The 23240-nt window shown below is 39.7% G+C and carries 17 protein-coding genes; 15 read left to right on the forward strand and 2 right to left on the reverse strand.

Annotation, left to right across the window (positions count from 1 at the left end):
* Nucleotides 1–11: 11 nt before the first annotated feature.
* Entirely contained in the window at nt 12–233 is a 222-nt protein-coding gene (locus tag CZ490_RS20365; RefSeq protein WP_077620569.1) for a hypothetical protein, read from the reverse strand.
* A 300-nt stretch (nt 234–533) separates the two neighbouring features.
* Between CZ490_RS20365 and CZ490_RS20370 the strand changes: the two genes are divergently transcribed.
* The 13 genes from CZ490_RS20370 (at nt 534) to CZ490_RS20430 (ending at nt 18670) form a co-directional block, all read left to right on the forward strand.
* On the forward strand, nt 534–1268 hold the full coding sequence (locus CZ490_RS20370; RefSeq protein ID WP_077620570.1) for a hypothetical protein: 735 nt from the start codon (nt 534–536) through the stop codon (nt 1266–1268).
* Nucleotides 1265–2002: a hypothetical protein gene (locus CZ490_RS20375; protein WP_077620571.1), complete on the forward strand. Its 738-nt coding sequence runs from the start codon at nt 1265–1267 to the stop codon at nt 2000–2002. Before CZ490_RS20370 ends, CZ490_RS20375 begins: the two co-directional genes overlap by 4 nt.
* A gap of 10 nt (nt 2003–2012) precedes the next feature.
* Complete coding sequence (locus CZ490_RS20380; RefSeq protein WP_077620572.1) at nt 2013–2471, forward strand: DinB family protein; 459 nt, start codon at nt 2013–2015, stop codon at nt 2469–2471.
* A gap of 231 nt (nt 2472–2702) precedes the next feature.
* Nucleotides 2703–3488 (forward strand): helix-turn-helix domain-containing protein, encoded by a 786-nt coding sequence (locus CZ490_RS20385; RefSeq protein WP_077621125.1) that lies wholly within the window; start codon nt 2703–2705, stop codon nt 3486–3488.
* 265 nt (nt 3489–3753) lie between these two features.
* Nucleotides 3754–5604: an asparagine synthase (glutamine-hydrolyzing) gene (gene asnB / locus CZ490_RS20390; RefSeq protein WP_077620573.1), complete on the forward strand. Its 1851-nt coding sequence runs from the start codon at nt 3754–3756 to the stop codon at nt 5602–5604.
* Nucleotides 5605–5754: 150 nt separating this feature from the next.
* Entirely contained in the window at nt 5755–10218 is a 4464-nt protein-coding gene (gene gltB / locus CZ490_RS20395) for a glutamate synthase large subunit (RefSeq protein WP_077620574.1), read from the forward strand.
* Between the two features lie 37 nt (nt 10219–10255).
* On the forward strand, nt 10256–11722 hold the full coding sequence (locus CZ490_RS20400) for a glutamate synthase subunit beta (protein WP_077620575.1): 1467 nt from the start codon (nt 10256–10258) through the stop codon (nt 11720–11722).
* Between the two features lie 119 nt (nt 11723–11841).
* Nucleotides 11842–13086 (forward strand): LL-diaminopimelate aminotransferase, encoded by a 1245-nt coding sequence (locus CZ490_RS20405; RefSeq protein ID WP_077620576.1) that lies wholly within the window; start codon nt 11842–11844, stop codon nt 13084–13086.
* A gap of 39 nt (nt 13087–13125) precedes the next feature.
* Complete coding sequence (gene dapF / locus CZ490_RS20410) at nt 13126–14001, forward strand: diaminopimelate epimerase (RefSeq protein WP_077620577.1); 876 nt, start codon at nt 13126–13128, stop codon at nt 13999–14001.
* Nucleotides 14002–14123: 122 nt separating this feature from the next.
* Nucleotides 14124–15461 carry a type I glutamate--ammonia ligase gene (glnA, locus tag CZ490_RS20415; protein WP_077620578.1) on the forward strand — a complete coding sequence of 446 codons (1338 nt, stop codon included), beginning with the start codon at nt 14124–14126 and terminating at the stop codon, nt 15459–15461.
* A gap of 178 nt (nt 15462–15639) precedes the next feature.
* A complete protein-coding gene (locus CZ490_RS20420; protein WP_077620579.1) occupies nt 15640–16359 on the forward strand; it encodes a YebC/PmpR family DNA-binding transcriptional regulator in 720 nt (239 codons plus the stop codon).
* A 213-nt stretch (nt 16360–16572) separates the two neighbouring features.
* Nucleotides 16573–18150 (forward strand): M2 family metallopeptidase, encoded by a 1578-nt coding sequence (locus CZ490_RS20425; RefSeq protein WP_077620580.1) that lies wholly within the window; start codon nt 16573–16575, stop codon nt 18148–18150.
* A gap of 289 nt (nt 18151–18439) precedes the next feature.
* Nucleotides 18440–18670, forward strand: coding sequence for an excisionase family DNA-binding protein (locus tag CZ490_RS20430; protein ID WP_077620581.1), 231 nt, complete (start codon nt 18440–18442; stop codon nt 18668–18670).
* A gap of 70 nt (nt 18671–18740) precedes the next feature.
* Here the strand turns inward: CZ490_RS20430 and CZ490_RS20435 are convergent, their stop codons facing one another.
* A complete protein-coding gene (locus CZ490_RS20435) occupies nt 18741–19697 on the reverse strand; it encodes a D-2-hydroxyacid dehydrogenase (RefSeq protein WP_077620582.1) in 957 nt (318 codons plus the stop codon).
* Nucleotides 19698–20073: 376 nt separating this feature from the next.
* Between CZ490_RS20435 and pflB the strand changes: the two genes are divergently transcribed.
* Both pflB and pflA read left to right on the forward strand, forming a co-directional pair.
* A complete protein-coding gene (pflB, locus tag CZ490_RS20440; RefSeq protein WP_077620583.1) occupies nt 20074–22302 on the forward strand; it encodes a formate C-acetyltransferase in 2229 nt (742 codons plus the stop codon).
* Nucleotides 22303–22480: 178 nt separating this feature from the next.
* A complete protein-coding gene (gene pflA / locus CZ490_RS20445; RefSeq protein ID WP_077620584.1) occupies nt 22481–23206 on the forward strand; it encodes a pyruvate formate-lyase-activating protein in 726 nt (241 codons plus the stop codon).
* Nucleotides 23207–23240 lie beyond the last annotated feature (34 nt).

Genomic DNA, 23240 nt, shown 5'->3' on the forward strand with positions numbered 1-23240 from the left:
GAACGTTTCCTTCATTCTTGTTTTAAGCCTTGTGCTTTTAGTAACATTTCTTCGGATGCAATTAAAAATAGCCCCATCAAAAAGATAAAAATAGCCCCCATTACTGTTCCGATACCGATTGGTGTTAACACACTGGAACCGCTCGCAAAAAATCCAAGACAAAAAATAATGATACCGGCAATAAGCACTGTTCCCCCAAAATACTTAACAGCCTCAAGCATAGTAGATTTCATTTTTCCTCATCCTCCTACTATATATTATTCACCATTGTCACAAAATCGTCAAATATTTTTCACTAAATGTTCATTTTTAAAAATTTAGGCGACTATCTTGTTGTGAAAGTAAGCTCTAGGTGGTGAAGCATGACAAACTTGAATTGAAAAAAGTGGAGCATGTCCCGTAAGGAACGTCTTGCGGTACACGCTAAAGTCAAAAACCCAAGAGCATGTCCCGCAACAAGAACAGACTCAAATTTTTACCACAAAAAGGAAGGATTATGTTACATTTTGAATATATAAAGGAAGAAAAAAGGGGTGGTACGTATTACGCTTCAGTTTGATTTTGACATAAACCTCGTTTCTGTACTCACGTTGCTAGTCGGATGGGGATTGATTGTGCTTTTTGCTTACCGGATATATCGAAAACAGGTTGTGAAGCCTAAGCTTTGGAAAATCATACTTGTTTTAGTAATTGGACTTTTTGCATTTATGTTTAATATGAAATTATTTGATTCGCTTTTTAAATTTCCCGTTTTACCGTTAGGTGTGTGGATTCTCTATTTTCTTCTTAAATCAAAGGAAGGGCGTTGGGAGCAGTTTCGGAGGTATGCGTGGCTTGGATTTTGCGCAAATTTTCTTTTCTTGGGATTATCTTTTGCATCAATTGGTGCGCAGCAAGTTGTTTATCCTCCTAAAAATCTATCCACCTATTTTTCTGATGTGGATAAGGCAACAATTATCAACGTCCATCCATCGTCAAAAGAAGTTACCTTTTTAAAAGAGACATTCATGAAGGAATTGCCAGAAATGAAAGAAACAGAGTTTTTTAGTGATGTATGGTATGAGGAAACCTATTTGAGTGGAGATCCAAATACAAGAAAAGAACGATTCCCTTATCATTTACTTGGCGTACAAGGTAAATGGGGATCTGGCCTTGTCAGTAGTATCTTCTTAGAAGAGGATGGAAAGGGAGTATTAATTGCCACTCCTACGAAACAATACTATTTTCGCTCGAGTGATGCTTTTTTAGAAGGAGTGGGTGGTAGATGAAACGCAAACTGATAGTGGGCATCGTCCTACTCGTTGCTAGTTCAGCCTTGATCTATTACTTTAATTTGGCTAAACCAAGCCATTTTTTATCTAAAGAGGAACTCCTTGCGAAATTCCCAGATGATCTACAAGTATCTGAAATACTAGATATCATAGAACTTGATGAACGGCATGTATATGTACCAATTAAAACTAATGAGTACAAATACGGGATGAGTCTATGGATATGGAGTAACCATAAGTGGCAGTTGGGATTTGAAAGCACAACTGGCGGTCCGAAGGTAGTGAAGCTAGACAATCATGATCCAAGCAGTTATAGAGTATTGTGGAATATTCATCCTGACGATGAAATTAGTTATGGTGAATTGTTTTTAATAAGAAATAGAAACTTCCGTGTTACAGAAGGCATTCATCATTATTACCCTCGCTTACAGATGAGTACGATACTTGAATTAGCTGAAGCTCCATACGGCATGACAGAGCTTCCGAAAGAATGGCAGGCTGTGATGGAATCACTCATTCAGGTGGAGGAAGCACGACAGCCTGATCCTTTTTGGGGAAGCATGTTTCCTGTGATGCAAGATGTGCAATTCAGTTGGATTCCATATAATAATGAACAGGTAAGGGTACAAGCGCACGCAACCATGGAAGGTGGAGGTTCTTGGGGTGGTGGCATTGAGTTACTTCATGTGGGGGAAGTAATTGAAGAAGAGCTTGAGTACATAGATAGGTAGGAGGTTTGAGATGTTAAAACGACATAAAGTCCTTTTTAATCAATTACAAGAGTATCGAAATTATTTATTAGGCGTTGTAGAAGATGTTACTGAGGAGATGGCTGATGTAGTTCCGGAAGGGTTTAACAATAACATTAGGTGGAATTTAGGCCATATATATTTGGACCAATTTTTATGGATCCAACATCTTACAAAAGAACCCATTTCTGTACAAGAAGGATTTGCAGAATGGTTTGGATATGAAACAAGCCCTAAGGACTGGATGACTAGTCCGCCCACGTTACCGGAATTAAAAGAATTGCTTGCTGAACAAATAACATTTATACAGGAAACCTATGGGGATCGTCTAGAAGAGGAATTTCCTGAAACGGAATCAGGTATGCATACTATTGCACAAGTATTAGTGCGTACGATTTTTCATGAAGGCCTTCATCTCACGTCAATTCAGTTAATCAAACGGTTTTTATAAAGTTGTTACAGAGTAGATGACAAACTCGTTTCTTATAGTATTCCTAGGTGTAAAAACCTCATTCAGGCTCAGATTAAAGTTATATCGAAATAATATCAATAATAGATTAATTTTATATAAAAACGGTATTAGCGAGATTGGTTGGAAAGTTATAGAATAAATTCTAGGGGATATTGTAATGGACTGATTACTAAGTACCCTAGAATTTTTTATATGGAGAAGGTGAACGTTATTTTAACTATTAATCCTGAAAAATTGATCTTGAAACCTTCGTTTGCCACAATTAACTGCGAGCCCAATTGGCAATGGAAACGTAAAGAGCCTATTCCAAACTATGATTTATTGTATGTGTGGAGTGGTGAAGGTAATTTAAACTTAAACGGAAAGGATTACTTGATGAAGCGAGGTAGTTGCTTTCTCTTTCAACCAGGCGATTGGACAACTGCTACCCATAACCCTCAGAACCCTCTTATCTTAACTTACATCCATTTTGACATCGAAAGTGAACCTGAATTACTGCCAAAATCTTATCGGATCATGAAGGATATAATCCCTTTTGAGTCCCTTTTAACAAGATATGTACGGTTATTTCTAATAAAAACATTTGGTGCAGAAACAGAAGCCCAGTTAATCCTAAAACAATTAATGATTCAACTATTACGAGATGAATATGAAGATGACGAACAAGTCGATCAAAATCAAAGTAATTTATTGGCAGCTATTCGAGAAGTGGCAAATTATGTGAAGCAACATCCTGGTAAAGGTCATACGGTTGAAAACTTAGCTGCTCGGGCAAACTTTTCTCCTCGTTATTTTTCGCTAAAGTTTAAAGAAATTATTGGCCAGCCAGTCCGCTCCTATATTGTTGAGGCTCGAATAGAGAGGGCTGAGCATTTACTTCATTATACTGGAATGACGGTAACGGAAGTGGCTCAAGCACTGGGCTATGACAATTTACACTTCTTTAGTCGACAATTTAAAAAATATACAGGGAAAAGCCCTTCTGAAGTTCGCTAACTTAGGTATCCACGAAATTTCCTCATTCTATCTTTGTATCGAAAACACCTAACAATATGTATAGGTGTTTTTTCTTATCAAAAATATGTAAAAAAATGCAAACTTTACATCAAATAATCTAAATATTTAAATAAATAAAGGTGGTACGATTAGTGTAACTTCAACCCAAAGGTGGAGTTAGGTGAAGATGATAATACGTTAGGAACGTTATGTTCTTACTAAATATTCGAAGAGTACAAAATTCATATAAGAAAGAGTGATCAACATGTGTGGAATTACAGGATGGATTGATTGGCAACAGGATTTAAAATCCCAAACATTGATCATCGAAAAGATGGCCCAAACATTATCGAAGCGAGGTCCAGATGCCACTAATGTTTATAATGACCATCATGTTGCATTAGGTCATACCAGGCTAATTGTTGTTGACCCTTCTGGAGGCATCCAGCCAATGACAAGGAAATCAATGAAAGGCCATGCTTATACGATTGTATATAATGGAGAGCTTTATAACACGGAAGAATTACGTAAAGAACTAATTAGTCATGGATATTCCTTTCAATCACATTCCGATACAGAAGTACTATTGACCTCTTATATCCATTGGAAGGAAGAGTGTGTGGAACGATTAAATGGAATTTTCGCCTTTGCAATCTGGGAGCATGACAGGGAAAGGCTCTTTATTGCTAGGGATCGACTTGGGGTAAAACCGTTGTTTTATAAGCATACAAATAGCACGCTTTTATTTGGGTCGGAACTTAAAGCGATATTGGCACATCCCGAGGTAAAGGCAGAAGTAGATCGTGAGGGTTTACAAGAGATTTTCGGTTTAGGGCCATCTCGTACACCTGGCCACGGTATTTATAAAGGAATACGTGAGTTAAGACCAGCTCATATTTTATCGTTTGATCGCAATGGTTTAAAAATGAATCGTTATTGGAATGTGGAGAGCGCAAAGCATTCTGATTCCCTCGATGATACGGTTGAAAAAGTGAGATTCCTTGTCAAAGATGCAGTTGAAAGGCAACTAGTTGCAGATGTTCCTGTCTGTACATTTTTGTCTGGAGGGCTTGATTCTAGTGCGATAAGTGCGATTGCCGCCAACTATTTTCAGGAGCAAGGAAGAGGTGCGCTCCATACGTATTCGATTGACTATGAACGCAATAGCGAGTTTTTTAAATCAAGCTTATTTCAAGTTGATGAAGACAAACCATGGATTGATAAAATGGTTCACTATTTAGGTGTTAATCATCATTCGAAAATTATTACTCAGGAGCAACTTGCCGAGAGACTGACGGATGCCGTTAAGGGTAGAGACTTACCTGGGATGGCTGATATTGACTCATCCCTACTATGGTTTTCTGAGGAAATCAAACAAGATTTTACAGTTGCATTATCAGGGGAATGTGCCGATGAAATCTTCGGTGGCTATCCTTGGTTTTATAAGCAAGAATTACTGCAAGATAATCATTTTCCATGGATGAAATCGGAAGGAGAAAGACACAAGCTTCTATTACCACATTGGCAGAAAAAACTGAACCTAAAAGATTACGTTCAAGAGCGATATGAGGAAACCTTAAGAGAAGTGCCACGGTTAGATGGAGAAAGTCCAATTGAGGGACGACGTAGGGAATTATTCTATCTAAATATGATTTGGTTCATGTCTACTTTGTTAGAACGAAAAGATCGTATGAGTATGGGGGCAAGTCTAGAGGTCCGTGTACCATTTGCCGATCATCGCTTAATAGAATATGTATGGAATATTCCATGGGAGATGAAAATGCTAGAGGGCAGGGAAAAGGGAATTCTACGTAAGGCATTAGAAGGAACACTACCCGATTCCGTTTTGTATAGAAAGAAAAATCCTTATCCGAAAACCCATAACCCAGAGTATATGAGATTAGTAAAAAATATGCTTACTCGCACCATTGAAAACAAAAGTGCCCCTATATTAGAAATTGTTTCGGAGCAGAAGGTACGAGAGATTATCGATTCGGAAGGAGCCTCCTTTAAAATTCCATGGTTTGGTCAACTAATGACAGGGCCACAGCTCATTGCCCATCTGGTGCAAATTAATGTCTGGCTTGACTCCTATAATGTGAACATTGTCGATTAGTAGCGAACTACTCAACTCTATTAATTCCGATAAGTTAAAAAGTAGTGTCATTCAGTGCAAATTTTATAACGATTAGTTTAAATATTTTAGCGAATTTCGCTGTTACTATTAAATTAACAAGAGACAAGAAAAGGAAGAAGGGAGATACAAATGCACCAATTAAAAAGACAAGGTTTATATGATCCCCAGTTTGAACATGACGCTTGTGGTATCGCCTTGCTTGCCAATATTTCAGGAGATAAAACACATACCATCGTTAGTCAAGCACTAACGGCTCTTGAACGGTTAAATCATCGTGGAGGTCAGACTGGTGCCGAGAGGTTAGGAGATGGTTCCGGGATATTGACCGAGCTCCCACATCTATTATTTTTAAATGACTGGAAGGAGAAAGAGAAACAACTTCCAAGTAGCGGAACATATGGAGTAGCGATGATATTTTTACCACAAGAGGTAGAAAAAGTGACAGCTTACAAAACGAGAATAAATGAGATCGTGCAAAATGAAAATTTGGAGTTGTTTGGATGGCGAAATGTACCGACAAACGATGATGAGTTGGGAAAAACAGCTAAACAATCACAACCCTCCGTTCAACAATTGTTTGTTACTCCGACTAATAAGGAACTTGATAACGATCAATTTGAACGACTACTCTATGTTACACGCCGAAAAATAGAAAAAGCATTTGATGATGCTGGAGTGAACAAGGAAGATTGCTATATTGTTAGTTTTTCATCTAGGACTATCGTTTATAAAGGACTTCTCATACCAAGTCAGTTAAGAAGCTATTATGAAGATTTACAACGTAATGATTACCAATCAGCAATGGCTATGGTTCATAACCGTTTCAGTACGAACACGTTTCCAAGCTGGAGAAGAGCGCAGCCAAATCGGACATTAATGCATAATGGTGAAATTAACACTATAACAGGGAATGTAAACTGGATGATTGCACGGGAGCCAGTTCTTCAATCAGACATACTGGAAGATAGTGAAGCACTCCATCCTGTAATTGACTTAGACGGTAGTGACACTGCAATGTTTGATAACGCTCTAGAATATTTGACAATGTCAGGATGGTCGCTTCCAAAAGCAATGATGCTCATGATTCCTGAACCTTGGCAAAATAATAAGCTTTTATCTGAGAAAAAACGAGCATTTTACCAATTTCATAGTAGTTTGATGGAGGCTTGGGATGGACCTGCTGCAATGGGATTTACAAATGGAAAGCAGCTTGGAGCATGCCTCGATCGAAACGGGTTAAGGCCAGCACGTTTGCTTGTTACTGATGCTGATTTCGTTTGTTTATCTTCGGAAGTAGGAGTCGTTGATATTCCTGAAGAAAAAATCATCCGAAAAGACCGTCTAAAACCAGGACAGATGCTACTTATTGATTTTGAGAAGAAAAAGCTTTTACTTGATGAAGAGCTGAAACAACAGTTTATTAACGAGCATCCTTATGAGGACTGGGTTGCTGAGACAATTACTCCGATTGAGAAATTGCCCATACTCGCAAAGATTGAAAGTGAACAAGAAGGAGAAGAGAATCTACTACGTACTCAGAAAGCTTTTGGCTACACCTATGAAGAGTGGGATAAAATGATTAAGCCGATGGCGAAAGAGGGAAATGAACCAATTGGTTCGATGGGATACGATGCTCCGCTTGCTGTTCTTTCTACAAAACCTCAACTCCTATTCAATTATTTCAAACAGCGATTTGCTCAAGTTACAAACCCTCCAATTGATGCGATCCGCGAGAAGTATGTAACATCTATGGAAGTCCTATTAGGAGCAGAGGGTAATCTATTGCAACCGAAGACTGAAGATTACAAAAAAATAAGAGTGGAGTCTCCTATTCTATCTGAAGTAGAAATGAGAAAAATACGCAGTTTGAATAATGAGGATTGGCGAGTATCGACGATTTCAATTCTCTTTCCAACGCAAGGGGTGTCATTGCAGGATCGCCTTCAAGAAATACTAGCCAGTGCTGAAAGAGCGGTGAGGAATGGTAGTAATCTAATCGTTTTAAGTGATCGGGGAATCAACCAGGCATACAGTGCAGTTCCTTCTCTACTTGCGGTATCGGCGCTTCACCATCATTTAATCCGACAGGGACTGAGAAGCAAAGTCAGCATTATCGTAGATTCTGGGGAACCAAGAGAAGTACATCATTTTGCAGTGCTCCTTGGGTATGGTGCGAACGCAATTTATCCGTATCTGGTATACAAATCGCTATTACAACTCTCGGAGAAGAAGGGTACAGAACTAGCGAGTAATTATAGAAAGTCAGTTACAAAAGGAATATTGAAAATCATGTCCAAAATGGGTATTTCGACAGTTCAGAGTTATATAGGTGCTCAGATATTTGAGGCAGTCGGCATTAGTTCCGAAGTCATTGAAACGTATTTTCCGAGGACAGCATCTCGAATCGGTGGTCTGCAGATAGACGATATTGCGAAGGAAACTATATTACGTCATAACCAGGCTTGGATAAATGAGGAGCTAACGTTGGATGAAGGTTCTGACCACCAGTGGCGTGCAAACGGAGAGTCACATTTATTCCGTCCAGAGACTATCCACACCTTACAGCATGCCTGCCGAACTGGCAATTATGAGCTATATAAAAAATACAGTCACATGTTAGATGAAGATAATGAAAAGAGCAATACCCTACGAGGAATGTTCCGATTAAAAAGTAACAGAAAGCCTATTCCAATTGAGGAAGTTGAATCAATAGAGTCGATTTTTAAACGGTTCAAAACAGGGGCAATGTCCTATGGTTCCATTAGTAAAGAGGCTCATGAGGCAATCGCAATTGCGATGAATCGAATTGGAGGAAAAAGTAATTCTGGAGAAGGTGGAGAGGACCCAAAGCGATTCACACCGCTTGCAAATGGAGATTCAAAATTAAGCAGAATAAAACAAGTCGCTTCTGGGCGTTTTGGCGTAACAAGCCACTACCTTGTTAATAGTGATGAAATCCAAATAAAAATGGCTCAAGGAGCAAAGCCAGGTGAGGGAGGTCAGCTTGCTGGTCATAAAGTGACCGTATCAGTAGCGAAAACGAGGGGTTCGACACCAGGTATTGAGCTAATTTCACCTCCTCCACATCATGATATTTACTCAATTGAGGACTTAGAGCAGCTCATTTATGATCTGAAAAATGCGAATCCAAGTGCAGATATCAATGTAAAGCTTGTTTCAGGAACAGGCGTAGGTACAATCGCTGCGGGTGTTGCAAAAGCAAAGGCAGATGTCATTTTAATCAGTGGTTATGATGGGGGAACGGGTGCCGCGGCGAAAACAAGTATTAAACATGCTGGTTTGCCATGGGAGCTGGGTTTGGCAGAAGCGCATCAAACCTTAATGTTAAATGGGTTAAGAAACAGTGTGAGACTTGAGGCAGATGGAAAGCTGATGAATGGCCGAGACGTAGTGATTGCAGCATTATTAGGTGCAGAAGAATATGGGTTTGCAACGCTGCCGCTCGTTTCATTAGGTTGTGTCATGATGAGGGTTTGTCATTTGGATACTTGTCCAGTCGGCATTGCGACTCAGAACCCTGAACTACGTAAAAAAATGACGGGGACAGCAGATCATATTGTTCACCTAATGACATTTATTGCGACCGAAGTTCGTGAATATATGGCTGAATTTGGCTTTAGAACGCTGGACGAAATGGTAGGCCATACAGATGTAATCCAGTTAGCCGATGTGTTGGGTTGGAAAATGAAAAAGCTTGATCTGTCTCCGCTTTTAGTAAGGCATGAAGGAGAACGAGTTTCAACTACAAAACAGGATCATCAACTTCAGCAAACGCTCGATTATCAAGAACTTCTACCGGTAAGTCGTGAAGCATGGGAGAACCAACAAACAATAAGATATCTTTCACAAATAAAAAATACAGATCGATCCGTTGGAACAATAACTGGTAGTGAAATATCGAAACAATTTGGCTCGGTTGGTTTACCAGAGGATACACTCCACTTTCTTTTCAAGGGCTCAGCAGGTCAAAGCTTTGGTGCATTTATTCCAAATGGCCTTACCTTAGAGGTAGAAGGTGAGGGTAATGACTACGTAGGTAAAGGGCTCTCAGGAGGAAAAATCATTGTCCGTCCATCAGGTTTATCACCTCTCGCTGCCGAAGACAATGTAATTATTGGTAATGCCGCATTTTATGGAGCTACAAGCGGGAAGGCGTTTATCCGAGGGAAGGCAGGAGAAAGATTTTGTGTTCGGAACAGCGGAGCTACCGTTGTTGTTGAAGGAGTAGGTGAACACGGCTGTGAATACATGACAGGAGGTAGTGCTGTCATTCTTGGAGAAGTGGGTAAAAACTTTGCAGCAGGTATGTCCGGAGGAATCGCTTATATCTACGAACCAGCTAATAAACAGTTCGAGCATGAATATAATTCAGAGCTAGTTCTACTAGAAGCAATTGATGACCTAGAAGAAAAAAACAATGTATACAAGCTACTAAAAGAACATTATGAGTACACGAATAGTCCAATAGCATACCGCATCATTCAAAATTGGAAAAAAGAAGCGGGTCGGTTTATTAAAGTAATCCCACAAAACTATAAGCGAATTCTAGAATCTGAGAATTTAGTTGTCTAGTAGAGTGTTAAGAGGTAAAAGAAATGAGGTGCATGATTTGGGAAAGGAAACAGGATTTATAGATTACAAGCGACAGCCCGCAACTTACCGTGAGCCGTTGCAACGCCTGAAGGACTGGAAGGAAATATCCACTCTTCCTCCTTCAAGGGATCTAGTAAACCAAGCAGCACGTTGTATGGATTGTGGAGTACCGTTTTGCCAAAACGGAAGCGTGCTGAGTGGGATGACTACCGGTTGTCCTTTATATAATCTAATCCCGGAATGGAATGAACTTGTCTATCGAGGAAATTGGAAAGAGGCCTATTTACGACTAAGTAAGACGAATCCATTTCCGGAATTTACAGGAAGAGCATGTCCGGCACCTTGTGAGGCAGGCTGTGTTGCTTCATTATATGAAAGTTCTGTCACGATAAAAAATATTGAATGGGCAATTATTGATAAAGCCTTCGAGGAAGGATGGGTAACTCCAAAAATACCTAACAATCGAACAGGAAAAAAGGTTGCCATTATTGGATCAGGACCAGCAGGTTTAGCAAGTGCTTCCGAACTGAATCAATATGGACATTCGGTAACCGTGTTTGAACGCTCTGATCGTATCGGAGGACTACTCACGTACGGAATACCAAAAATGAAAATTGAGCAGCATGTAGTCGATCGTCGAATCAATCTCTTAAAAGAATCTGGTATTGAATTTGTGACAAATACAGAGATTGGCAAAGATTATCCTCTCGAAACATTACATTCAGAGTACGACAGTGTCATTATTTGCACAGGCGCAACGAAACCACGAGATTTGGTAGTAGATGGTAGAGAACTAGAAGGTATTCATTATGCAATGGATTATCTGCATAGCAATACGAAAAGCATGCTGGATTCTAACTTCGAAGATGGAAATTTTATCTCTGCAGAAGGAAAAGACGTCATTGTAATTGGAGGAGGGGACACTGCGACTGACTGTGTGTCAACTGCACTCCGCCATAACTGTAAAAGTTTAGTACAGTTTGACATCTATCCTGAACGTTCTGGGTCTCGTCCAGAAGGAAATCCATGGCCCGAATATCCACTTATTCATAAGCTTGATCATGGACATGAAGAGGCAGTGGCAAAGTTTGGAAAAGAGCCTCGTTCATTTGCCACCTCAGCCGTTGAATTTGTTGGAGACGAGTATGGCCAATTAGCGGGCGTGAAGAGTGCAGAGATTAAAACAATTGTTAATGAAAATGGGGAGAAAATAAGAGAAAAAGTCCCAGGAACCGAAAAATTCTGGCCAGCTCAGCTTGTTTTATTAGCTGTAGGTTTTGAAGGAATGGAACGCGAACTGTTGGAACATTCGAATCTTGAAATACCAAAACGAACTGATCAGGTAGAGAACCGATACGGAACAAACAAGGCAGGAACATTCATAGCAGGAGATGCCCGCCGTGGTTCAAGTTTAATCGTATGGGCGATTCAAGAAGGAAAAGAAGTTGCAGCAGCATGTAATGAATATGTGATGAACCATTAATAAGGATGTTCAAGAAGTTCGGAGAGAAGAAATTCATAGGTAGGGAGTGACTAGTACCCACCGTGGACGTTTTCATCCTTCACTCTTGAACTCGCAACTATAGATGTGGAGGAGTAAGAATGACTTTAACGGATTATACCCAACAACTCTTCGCTGAACGAATCGGCGGCCAGACATTTGGACTAAAAGAGGAAATCTTTAAGTTTGAAAAAATAAAAAGGGCAAAAAAGGCCGCTTTAACAGAGAATCCTCATATCGAGTTAATAGATTTGGGTGTAGGTGAACCGGATGAGATGGCTGATCTAAGTGTGGTTGAGAAGTTGTCACAAGAGGCTGCTAGACCTGAAAATCGTTTCTATTCAGATAATGGTATTCCTGAATTTAAGGAAGCAGCAGCACGCTACATGGAGGAAGTGTTTGGTGTACGTGATTTGAATCCAGAGACAGAAATTAATCATGTGATAGGATCCAAATCGGCACTTACAATGTTACCTGCTGCATTTATAAATCCAGGTGACATTACACTAATGCCAACTCCTAGCTACCCCGTACTAGCTACTTACACAAAATACTATGGGGGTGAAGTTGTCCAACTACCTCTACTAGAAGAGAATGGATTTTTACCACAGCTTAATCAGATAGATAGTGAAACATTAAAAAGAGCGAAATTACTTTACTTAAATTATCCGAATAACCCAACTGGTGCTGCCGCAACACGAGAGTTTTTTGAGGAAGTTGTTTCATTCGCGAAACAGAATAATTTAATTGTCGTTCACGACGCAGCCTATGCGGCATTAGTATTTGATGGTGAAAAACCACTGAGTTTTCTATCAATACCGGGAGCCAAGGAGGTCGGTGTTGAGCTACACTCCTTATCAAAGTCCTTTAATATGACAGGGTGGAGAATTGGCTTTATCGCCGGTCATCCGAATCTAGTTAAAGCATTTGCTACTGTGAAGGATAATAGTGACTCAGGGCAATTTATCCCGATTCAAAAAGCAGCAGCATATGCATTAGCACATCCGGAGATTACAGTTAGAACAGCTGAGAAATACTCGCGCCGCCATGAATCACTTGTGAATGTGCTCCGCGACTGTGGTTTTAAAGCAGAAAAACCAAAAGGTTCATTTTTCCTCTATGTGGAAATCCCGGTTGGAGTGGTAGGAGGTCCGACTTTCGCTAGTGCAGAAGAGTTTGGACAGTATTTAATACGAGAACACTTGATTTCAAGTGTACCTTGGGATGACGTTGGTAATTATGTGCGGTTCTCTGTGACATTCCAGGCAGATGATAGAGAAGATGAAAAGAAAGTCATAGAAGAGATAAGAACACGGTTAAGTAGAGTTCAATTTATCTTTTATTAAAGTACAAATTATCCTATAGAGATGGGAAGGTGGGTTTCAATGCTCTTTACCAAAATGCATGGCTTGGGTAACAACTATATCATTTTCAATCTCTTAGAATCCTCCTTGAGGGAACAAGATCTTACGAATCTCGCAATCGCAGTGTCAGACGTAAACTTTGGAATAGGTTCTGATGGTATGATTCTCATCTGCCCTTCAAGTGTTGCAGATTTTCGAATGAGAATATTTAATGAGGATGGTTCAGAAGGAAAAAATTGCGGAAATGGACTACGCTGTGTAGCAAAATATTTAGTAGATCATTTGTATGCTGAATCTAACACATTTTCGATAGAAACACTTGGAGGAATTGTTCATGTGACGGTCTCAACAGGGCATAAAAACGTTGTAGAGTTCATCACTGTTGATATGGGCGAACCCAAATTACTTAAAGGGATGATTCCGATGAAGGGGGAACCTTTTTCATCCACAATCAACGAAACGTTTACAATTGCTGGAACTCCTTATGATTTGACCTGTGTTTCAATGGGGAACCCACACGCAATCTATTTTGTAGAAAATGTACATGAGGTACCCCTTGAAATAATAGGGCCTAGCATTGAGCACTCAGAATTGTTTCCTGAAAGAGTAAATGTAGGGATTGTCACTGTGAAAAATAATGAAGAAATTGATTATCGAGTCTGGGAAAGAGGTTCTGGTATTACAATGGCTTGTGGTACAGGTGCCTGTGCAGCTGTAGTAGCAGCTACTCTAAATGGAAAACTAGCAAAAAACCGCCCTATTACTGTACATCTTCCAGGTGGAGACTTGGAAATCAGATGGGATGAAAACAATCATATCTGGAAAAAAGGGACGGCTGAGTATATCTGCCACGGTGAAATTGATGTAAAAGCATCATTGGCAAGGAACATCATCTAAAACTATTTTGGGAAAAAAAGATTAGACCTCGCACGTCTACAAGCTAATACATCAGATGACCTGATGAATTGAGTCTTAATTAATGGTGCGGTGCTAATTACAAATATAAGGAGGAATTAGTTATGGGAAGAACGATTACAAAGGAAGAAATCTTACGCATCGCAAGTGAGGAGAATGTACGCTTTATTCGCTTACAGTTCACAGATTTATTCGGTATTATCAAGAATGTAGAAATCCCGTTAAGTCAATTGAAAAAAGCCCTAGATAATCAAATGATGTTTGATGGTTCTTCGATTGAAGGATTTGTAAGAATAGAAGAATCTGATATGTACCTATATCCTGACTTAAATACATGGTTAATCTTTCCTTGGAGTGCAGAGGAAAGTAAGATTGCCCGCCTAATCTGTGATGTGTATCTACCAGACGGGACACCGTTCCCTGGTGACCCAAGAGGCGTTTTGAAAAGAGTATTAAGTGAAGCAAACTCACTAGGTTTTACAGCAATGAATGTTGGACCTGAACCAGAGTTTTTCTTATTCAAGACCGATCAAAATGGAGATCCAACTATGGAGCTTAACGATAATGGGGGTTATTTTGACCTTGCCCCTACAGACCTTGGTGAAAACTGTCGACGAGATATAGTCCTTACATTAGAGGATATGGGCTTTGAAATCGAGGCATCTCACCACGAAGTAGCTCCTGGACAACATGAGATTGATTTCAAGTACTCTGATGCCGTTCATGCAGCCGACCAAATTCAAACCTTCAAATTAGTTGTGAAAAATATCGCGAGAAAGCACGGTCTACATGCAACCTTTATGCCTAAACCACTATATGGCGTGAATGGTTCAGGGATGCACTGTCACCAATCACTGTTCCGTGGGAATGAAAATGCCTTCTATGACGAGAGTGATGAATTAGGTTTAAGTGTAACAGCAAAGCAATACTTAGCTGGAATTCTAAAGCATGCACATAGTTTTGCTGCTATCACAAACCCAACCGTGAACTCGTATAAGCGTTTAGTTCCTGGATATGAAGCACCAAGCTATATCGCATGGTCAGCTAAGAATCGTAGTCCACTAGTTCGTGTACCAGCAAGTAGAGGCTTAAGCACACGTATTGAACTAAGAAATCCAGATCCGTCTGCTAACCCTTATCTAGCATTAGCTGTTATGCTTGCTGCAGGGCTAGATGGAATTAGAAATGAACTTACACTAAGTGATCCAGTTAATCTAAATATCTATCATATGGCAGATGAAGAAATGGCAGAGTTAGGAATCCAAAGCCTTCCAGAAAACTTAAAAGAGGCAATTACAGCTTTCGCTAAAAATGAATTACTGGTAAGTTCACTAGGCGAGCACATCAGTACCCACTTTATCGAAGCAAAACGAATCGAATGGGACCAATTCCGTACACAAGTCGATGTATGGGAAAGAGACCAATACTTGACACTATACTAAACCGCATGGATCATAACCTAAATAATGATTGGGTACCCCCGACACAGAATCGTGACGGGGGTTTCAAATGTTTGATTAAGAAAATAAATCCAATATAGCCTATCAAACACATATTTTGTTAATTAGGAAATTGAGGTATAATGTAAAATGATTCAATAGTTGAAAGTGAGTGTTCAAGATGGGACGTAAATGGAACAATATTAAAGAAAAGAAAGCGTCAAAGGATGCAAACACTAGTAGAATCTACGCAAAATTTGGACGTGAAATCTATGTTGCAGCAAGACAGGGCGAACCAGATCCTGAGCTAAATCAACATCTAAAAGTCGTTCTTGAGCGTGCAAAAACATATAATGTACCAAGAGCAATCATTGACCGTGCGATTGAAAAAGCAAAAGGCGGCTCTGAAGAAAACTTTGATGAGCTTCGCTATGAAGGCTTTGGGCCAAACGGATCAATGGTTATTGTTGATGCATTAACGAATAACGTGAACCGTACAGCCTCCGAGGTGCGTGCAGCATTCGGAAAAAATGGAGGAAACATGGGTGTCAGCGGTTCAGTAGCCTATATGTTTGATGCAACTGCGGTATTCGGTGTTGAAGGAAAGTCGGAAGAAGAAGTACTTGAATTGCTGATGGAAGCAGATTTAGACGTTCGAGATATTATTGAAGAAGAAGAATCTGTCATCGTCTACGCTGAGCCAGATCAATTCCATGCTATTCAAGAAGCATTTAAGAACGCAGGAATTACTGAATTTACAGTAGCAGAATTAACAATGCTTGCGCAGAACGATGTAACACTTCCAGAAGATGCACAAGCAAAATTCGAAAAGATGATTGACGCACTAGAAGACCTAGAAGACGTACGCCAAGTCTACCACAACGTTGACTTAGGGGAATAACGAACAAATCGACAGACCTTATCCGATAAGGTCTGCTTTTTTTATGAGTAAGTCCTTATCTATGATAGTTTATCGCGAAAATTCCTCAGGTTCCGAAACTTTCAACTTATTAATGCGTATGAATACTACGAAGTACAAAAGTATAATACATAAAAGGATTCTGTCGTTTTTTCTAGAATTATAGGGTTATAGATAAAAGGGGAGGGATTGGGAATGACAATTGAACAATTTTTAGAGGAACAAAATAAAGCCATTCGCGAATTACATATCAACAGTGCTGAAGCTTCATGGATGGCGGCTACCACTGGAGACGACGTGTGGAATACAAAATCTGCAGAGGCGGATACAGCGTATAATGTTTATTTTTCCAATGGAGAGCGTTTCGAAGAAGTAAAAAAATATCTTAAGCAAACAACGGATCCCGTACAAAAACGTCAGCTTGAACTTTTATATTCGAATATGTTGGAAAATCAACTTCCAGAAGATAAATTGAAGGAAATGGTTCAACTTTCAACAGAATTAGTTGGTGTGTTTAACACATTCCGCGCAACATTAGATGGGAAACAGGTATCGGAAAACGATGTGCGTCAAATCTTAATTAAGAGCAATGACCTTGAACTAAGGGAACAAGCTTGGCATGCAAGTAAGCAAATCGCAGTAGAAATCGAAGAAAAATTACTAACACTTGTGAAAAAACGGAACGAAGCGGCTTCTTCATTAGGGTTTGATAACTTTCACCAAATGAGTTTCGCAACTCAGGAACTAGACCGGGAGGAAATCTTTTCGATTTTTACAAAGTTAAAAGAACTTTCGGATGAGCCTTTCCGTCAGGTAAAACAGGAATTGGATGAGGAGCTTGCGGAACGCTTTGGGATTAAAATAGAGGAACTACGTCCATGGCATTATGCAGATCCATTTTTCCAAGAAGCGCCCCCGTCAAAGGAATTGGACTTAGACCCATTTTATGATGGGAAGAATCTTGAGGAATTGACAACTCAGACATTTACGAAAATGGGTATGGATATTACGGATATGCTTGAAAAGAGCGATTTGTACCCAAGAGAAAAGAAGAACCAGCATGCTTTCTGTACGGATATTGATCGCGACGGTGATGTCCGTGTATTAAGCAATAATGTACCATCTGATTACTGGTCTAACACGATGCTACATGAATATGGGCATGCAGTGTATTTCAAATATATTGACCGAAGCTTACCGTTCCTACTACGCAGTCCAGCGCATATCTTGACTACTGAAGCAATAGCGATGTTATATGGTCGTTTCGGTAAGAATCCAGAATGGCTTCAGCAGTTCTTAGGATTGGACCAAGAGCAGGTGAATGAATTAAGGCCGGTTATTGATAAGTCTTTACGTCGTCAAATGTTGATAGCGGGTCGTTGGATTATGACGTTTGTTTTCTTCGAGCGTGAGCTTTACGAAAATCCAGACCAAGATTTAAACACTTTATGGTGGAAGATTGTTAATGAAGTTCAGTTCTTAACGCCACCTGAGAATCAAGATTATCCACATTGGGCTGCGAAAATCCATTTTACATTAGCGCCTGTGTACTACCAAAATTATTTATTAGGGGAATTAACGACGTCTCAACTGCAGCGCTACATTGAAGAGAATATTTCGAAGGACCTCTTTACTGAAAAGGTGGGAGAATTCTTACTGAATGATTTCTTTAAGCCTGGTGCGTTGTATAATTGGAATGAAAAAATCGAAAGAGCGACTGGTGAAAAACTTAATCCACAGCATTTTGTAGATCAGTTTGTTACAGTAAAATAAGAATGAGAGAGACTTTCTCTCATTTTTTTGTCTTTATTAAGAAAAGATTCCAACTTCTGTGAACCCTAAAGTTTAGGTTCAAGTACGTCGTGGCGCAATTTTACAAAAAGGAGGAGAGGGTAGATGTTCTCTTTTTTTGGTACGAAATGTGCAATCTGTAATAGGAAAATAAAGCCTTTGCGAAAGTATGTCAATGACAAAGGGGATACAATAAAGGTGTGCATTCCTTGTTCTGAATATGCGGAGCGAAGGGCATACAAAATTCGAAGGTAAAGAAGGATGAGGTAGGTTGTATTTAACAGTAGCAGAAACAGCAGATTATTTATCAATCCCGGAAGAGTTGGTGAAAAAGCTCATTCAGGAAAAAAAAGTGCGTGCACTTTTTGATGGAGAGCAGTACCTTTTGAACAAAGACCAATTTAACACAACAGTAGAACAAATAGAAAAGTACAAAAAACTCTACGAGGAATGGCTAAACGAACCCATCCCCGAAGACATCGACATCAAAGACGAAGACTAATGGGACACAGGGACAGGTCCCTCGTCCCACCATATTGGTACAGGGACAGGGGAACTTTCCCTCTGTCCAATTAATATCCCTTTTTGTAATCGACTACATTCTTTGGCAGGATTCCACCTTGGATATAGCTCTTGAGATTTGGGATAAAGATGTCCTCAATGACACGTTTTGTGTAATATTCAGTTGAACCCGACGTATGAGGCGTTACGATTACATTCTCAAACTCCCATAATGGGCTATTCTCGGGTAGCGGTTCCTTTGCGAATACATCCAAACCAGCACCCGCAATCTCTTCAGTACGGAGAGCCTCAATTAGATTGTCTTCAACAACAATTTCTCCTCGTCCAATATTAATGAAGAACGCAGATGATTTCATTAACTTAAACTCCTCAGCACCAAATAAATGATGGGTCTCATCTGTCAAAGGCAGTGAAACAACGACATAGTCACAACGGGGCAATACCTTTGAGAGCTGGTCTGTTGTATACATTTCATCAACGAATTCTTCTTCTCGGTCAGAGTGCCGAACACCAAGCACTGTCATTCCAAATGCTTTTGCAATCTTGGCAGTCTCCTTGCCGATATGCCCTACACCAATGATCCCAACAGTTTTTCCGTGTATTTCGAGCTTCATATCAGCATGATGCCACTTTTTCTCCTGTTGATTTCGAACATATGTATGAATTTTCCTAGTTAAACCGAGCATTAATGCGAAAATGGTTTCTGAAATTGGAAACGCATGAACCCCATTTGCACTTGTAAGTTGAATCTTTTTCTTTTCCATTTCCTCAAGAGGCATGCTATTTACACCCGCGCTCCAGCTTTGAAGCCACCGTAGCTTTGAATCAGTTGATATGCAGCGCTCTGCAATTTCTTTTTTCCAGCCTACAATCACCTCTGCATCATTTAAATGCTCTAACCAAATGGATGAATCACGACCGGCAACAATCTCCCAGTTTGGAACAATGGTTTTGAGTTGCTCCAAATGCTCATTGTCGATATCTTGTGTAATAACCAATTTTGACATGTTAAGCCCCCATTCTGAGTTTTTGTTTATTTTTATCATAGTATAGACTGGTTCAGTTTACCAGTGGGCATAAGGAAGGCTAACATAACAAATTTACTGGAACTCTACGTATTTGTGAGTTCCTTGGGATTATTGAAAAATGTTGATGTCCAACTAAGTAAGAGTCTTTCAGGCTGACCCTTGCAGCCCCAATTTTGACAAACTAGTGAAGGAAATATGGCTTAAATGTTAACTTTATCAACTTGTGAAATAATTCACATGACAAACACTTAGACTCATAGTATGATAGATTTGTAAGGAAGTTTGTTCAGTAGTGAGCAAACAAAGCACTTAACTAAACATATAACTGAAAACCTTTTAATGGAGGTCATTGAAAATGAAAGCATGGACTGGATTTAAAGAGGGAAACTGGCAAAAAGAAATAGATGTACGCAACTTTATTCTTGAGAATTTTACTCCTTATAGTGGAGATGATTCATTTTTAGAAGGACCAACGAAGGAAACAAATCTTCTATGGGATCAAGTAATGGAACTAACAAAGCAGGAGCGCGACAATGGCGGAGTCCTTGATATGGATACAAAGGTTGTATCTACGATTACTTCTCATGGTCCTGGTTACCTAGACCCAGAAAAGGAGAAAGTGGTAGGTTTCCAAACGGATAAACCATTTAAACGTTCCCTTCAGCCTTTTGGTGGAATTAGAATGGCTATAGATTCAGCTAGATCATATGGATTTGAAATTGATGAAGAAATTGTGAAGATTTTTACGGAATACCGTAAAACACATAACCAAGGTGTGTTTGATGCGTATACGCCGGAAATGAAACTGGCGAGAAAAGCCGGTATCATCACTGGATTACCTGATGCGTATGGTCGCGGAAGAATCATTGGGGATTATCGTAGAGTGGCCCTCTATGGTGTTGACCGTTTAATCGAGGATAAGAAGAAAGACCTGCTAGAAACAGGAAACGGCACTATGACAGATGACGTCATACGTGACAGAGAAGAGCTTTCTGAACAAATTCGCTCTTTACAGGAATTGAAGGAGCTTGCTGTTTCATATGGTTATGATATCTCTGGTCCAGCAACAAATGCGAAGGAAGCGTTTCAATGGTTATATTTCGCATATTTAGCTGCAATTAAAGAACAGAACGGAGCTGCAATGAGCTTAGGCCGTGTGTCTACATTCCTAGATATCTATATTGAAAGAGATCTAGCTGCTGGTGTTTTAACAGAACAAGAAGCGCAGGAAATCGTAGACCACTTTGTTATGAAGCTACGACTTGTTAAGTTTGCAAGAACACCAGACTACAATGAGCTATTTAGTGGTGACCCTACTTGGGTAACTGAATCACTTGCAGGTGTTACCGTTGATGGTCGACCATTGGTTACAAAGAACTCTTTCCGTTTCTTGCATACATTAGATAATTTAGGACCAGCACCAGAACCAAACCTAACTGTACTTTGGTCTGTAAAATTACCTGAAAACTATAAGAAGTATTGTGCAAAGATGTCTATAAAAACAAGCTCCATTCAATATGAAAATGATGACATAATGCGTGAAACATATGGAGACGACTATGGTATTGCATGTTGTGTATCTGCGATGGCAATAGGGAAACAAATGCAATTCTTCGGAGCGAGAGCAAATCTAGCAAAAGCCCTACTTTACGCAGTTAACGGCGGAATTGATGAAAAGCTCAAAATCCAAGTGGGTCCAACATACGCTCCAATCACTTCTGAGTATTTAGAGTATGAGGAAGTCATTCAAAAATATGATTTGATGCTTGAATGGCTTGCAGGGCTATATGTAAACACATTAAACATCATTCACTATATGCACGATAAATACAGCTATGAACGCTTAGAAATGGCGCTTCATGACCGAGAAATTCTACGTACCATGGCTTGTGGGATAGCGGGGTTATCAGTTGTTGCTGACTCCCTAAGTGCAATTAAATATGCTAAAGTAAAAACAATTCGTGATGAAAATGGAATTGTTGTAGATTATGAGATTGAAGGGGATTTCCCGAAATACGGTAACAATGATGATCGTGTAGATGACATTGCGGTAGACCTTGTGAAAATCTTTATGAACAAAATTAAAAAGCATAAGACATATCGTAACTCTGTACACACTCAATCGATTTTAACGATTACTTCTAATGTTGTGTACGGGAAAAAGACAGGTAACACACCTGATGGACGTAAAGCGGGAGAGCCGTTTGCACCAGGAGCAAACCCACTTCACGGCCGTGACACAAAAGGTACACTTGCATCTTTAAGCTCTGTGGCAAAGCTACCATATGAGTACGCATTAGATGGTATCTCAAACACATTCTCAATCGTTCCGAAGGCTTTAGGAAGAGAGGAAGAAACCAGAATTAGTAATCTAGCAGGATTACTAGATGGATATGCAATTAAAAAAGGACATCATCTGAATGTGAACGTCTTTGACAGAGAAACATTAATGGATGCAATGGAACATCCAGAGCTTTATCCACAATTAACGATTCGTGTATCAGGATATGCTGTTAATTTTATAAAACTAACTAGAGAACAACAAATTGATGTGATTAACCGAACTTTCCACGAAAGTATGTAAGTTAAAGCCTCCGGCGGATGTCACAGATTGTAAAAGGAAATTTTGCGCGCATAAGATCAAAGACTAAAAGCACCACATCCTGTGGCAACGTCTTTGTGACCCACATCGTGTGGGCCTAAAATCTGGACGCAAATACGCCAAGGCGCATTTGATATAAGAAAAGAGGAGGACGAAAAGCATGAACGGACGCATTCATTCCATCGAAACCTGTGGTACGCTAGACGGACCGGGGCTACGTTATGTCATATTTACTCAGGGGTGTTTGCTCCGTTGTCAGTTTTGTCATAACCCAGATACTTGGAAATTAAATATGGGGAAGGAAATGAGTGTTTCAAAGATCATCAATGATATCAAAACCTATCTTCCCTTTTTCCAAGCATCAGGAGGCGGTGTAACCGTTAGTGGTGGTGAGCCCCTGCTTCAATTAGACTTTTTAATTGAACTTTTTACAGAATGTAAGAAGTTGGGTATTCACACTACAATTGATAGCTCTGGCGGTTGCTTTACACGTGCTCCTCATTTTATGGAAAAATTAGAGGAGTTGCTCCCACTTACTGATTTGATTTTACTAGATATTAAGGAAATTGACCCAGTGAAGCATAAGGAATTAACGGGCTTAAGCAACGAACATATTCTTGATTTTGCACAGTATTTATCAGAGAAAAAGATTCCTGTTTGGATCCGCCATGTGTTGGTCCCAACAATAAGTGATAATGATGAAGATTTAATGGAGTTATCTGCGTTTATCAAAACCTTAAACAATGTGAAAAAAATTGAGATTCTCCCATACCACAAACTAGGAATCTACAAATGGGAAAGCCTAGGTCTCGAATACAAACTCAAAAACGTAGAACCACCAAACGAAGAACGAGTAAAAAACGCAGAAAAAATCCTCCAAGTTTAATCTGGGACAAGGGGACAGGTTCCGCGTCCCACCA

It is taken from the genome of Litchfieldia sinesaloumensis (genome assembly GCF_900156865.1).
Lineage (GTDB): Bacteria > Bacillota > Bacilli > Bacillales > Bacillaceae_L > Ferdinandcohnia > Ferdinandcohnia sinesaloumensis.

Coding starts and splice junctions, on each gene's coding strand:
- CZ490_RS20380 (WP_077620572.1), top strand. CDS start 2,013: ATGTTAAAACGACATAAAGTCCTTTTTAATCAATTACAAGAGTATCGA.
- CZ490_RS20405 (WP_077620576.1), top strand. CDS start 11,842: ATGACTTTAACGGATTATACCCAACAACTCTTCGCTGAACGAATCGGC.
- CZ490_RS20375 (WP_077620571.1), top strand. CDS start 1,265: ATGAAACGCAAACTGATAGTGGGCATCGTCCTACTCGTTGCTAGTTCA.
- dapF (WP_077620577.1), top strand. CDS start 13,126: ATGCTCTTTACCAAAATGCATGGCTTGGGTAACAACTATATCATTTTC.
- pflB (WP_077620583.1), top strand. CDS start 20,074: ATGAAAGCATGGACTGGATTTAAAGAGGGAAACTGGCAAAAAGAAATA.
- pflA (WP_077620584.1), top strand. CDS start 22,481: ATGAACGGACGCATTCATTCCATCGAAACCTGTGGTACGCTAGACGGA.
- asnB (WP_077620573.1), top strand. CDS start 3,754: ATGTGTGGAATTACAGGATGGATTGATTGGCAACAGGATTTAAAATCC.
- CZ490_RS20425 (WP_077620580.1), top strand. CDS start 16,573: ATGACAATTGAACAATTTTTAGAGGAACAAAATAAAGCCATTCGCGAA.
- gltB (WP_077620574.1), top strand. CDS start 5,755: ATGCACCAATTAAAAAGACAAGGTTTATATGATCCCCAGTTTGAACAT.
- glnA (WP_077620578.1), top strand. CDS start 14,124: ATGGGAAGAACGATTACAAAGGAAGAAATCTTACGCATCGCAAGTGAG.
- CZ490_RS20420 (WP_077620579.1), top strand. CDS start 15,640: ATGGGACGTAAATGGAACAATATTAAAGAAAAGAAAGCGTCAAAGGAT.
- CZ490_RS20365 (WP_077620569.1), bottom strand. CDS start 233: ATGAAATCTACTATGCTTGAGGCTGTTAAGTATTTTGGGGGAACAGTG.
- CZ490_RS20435 (WP_077620582.1), bottom strand. CDS start 19,697: ATGTCAAAATTGGTTATTACACAAGATATCGACAATGAGCATTTGGAG.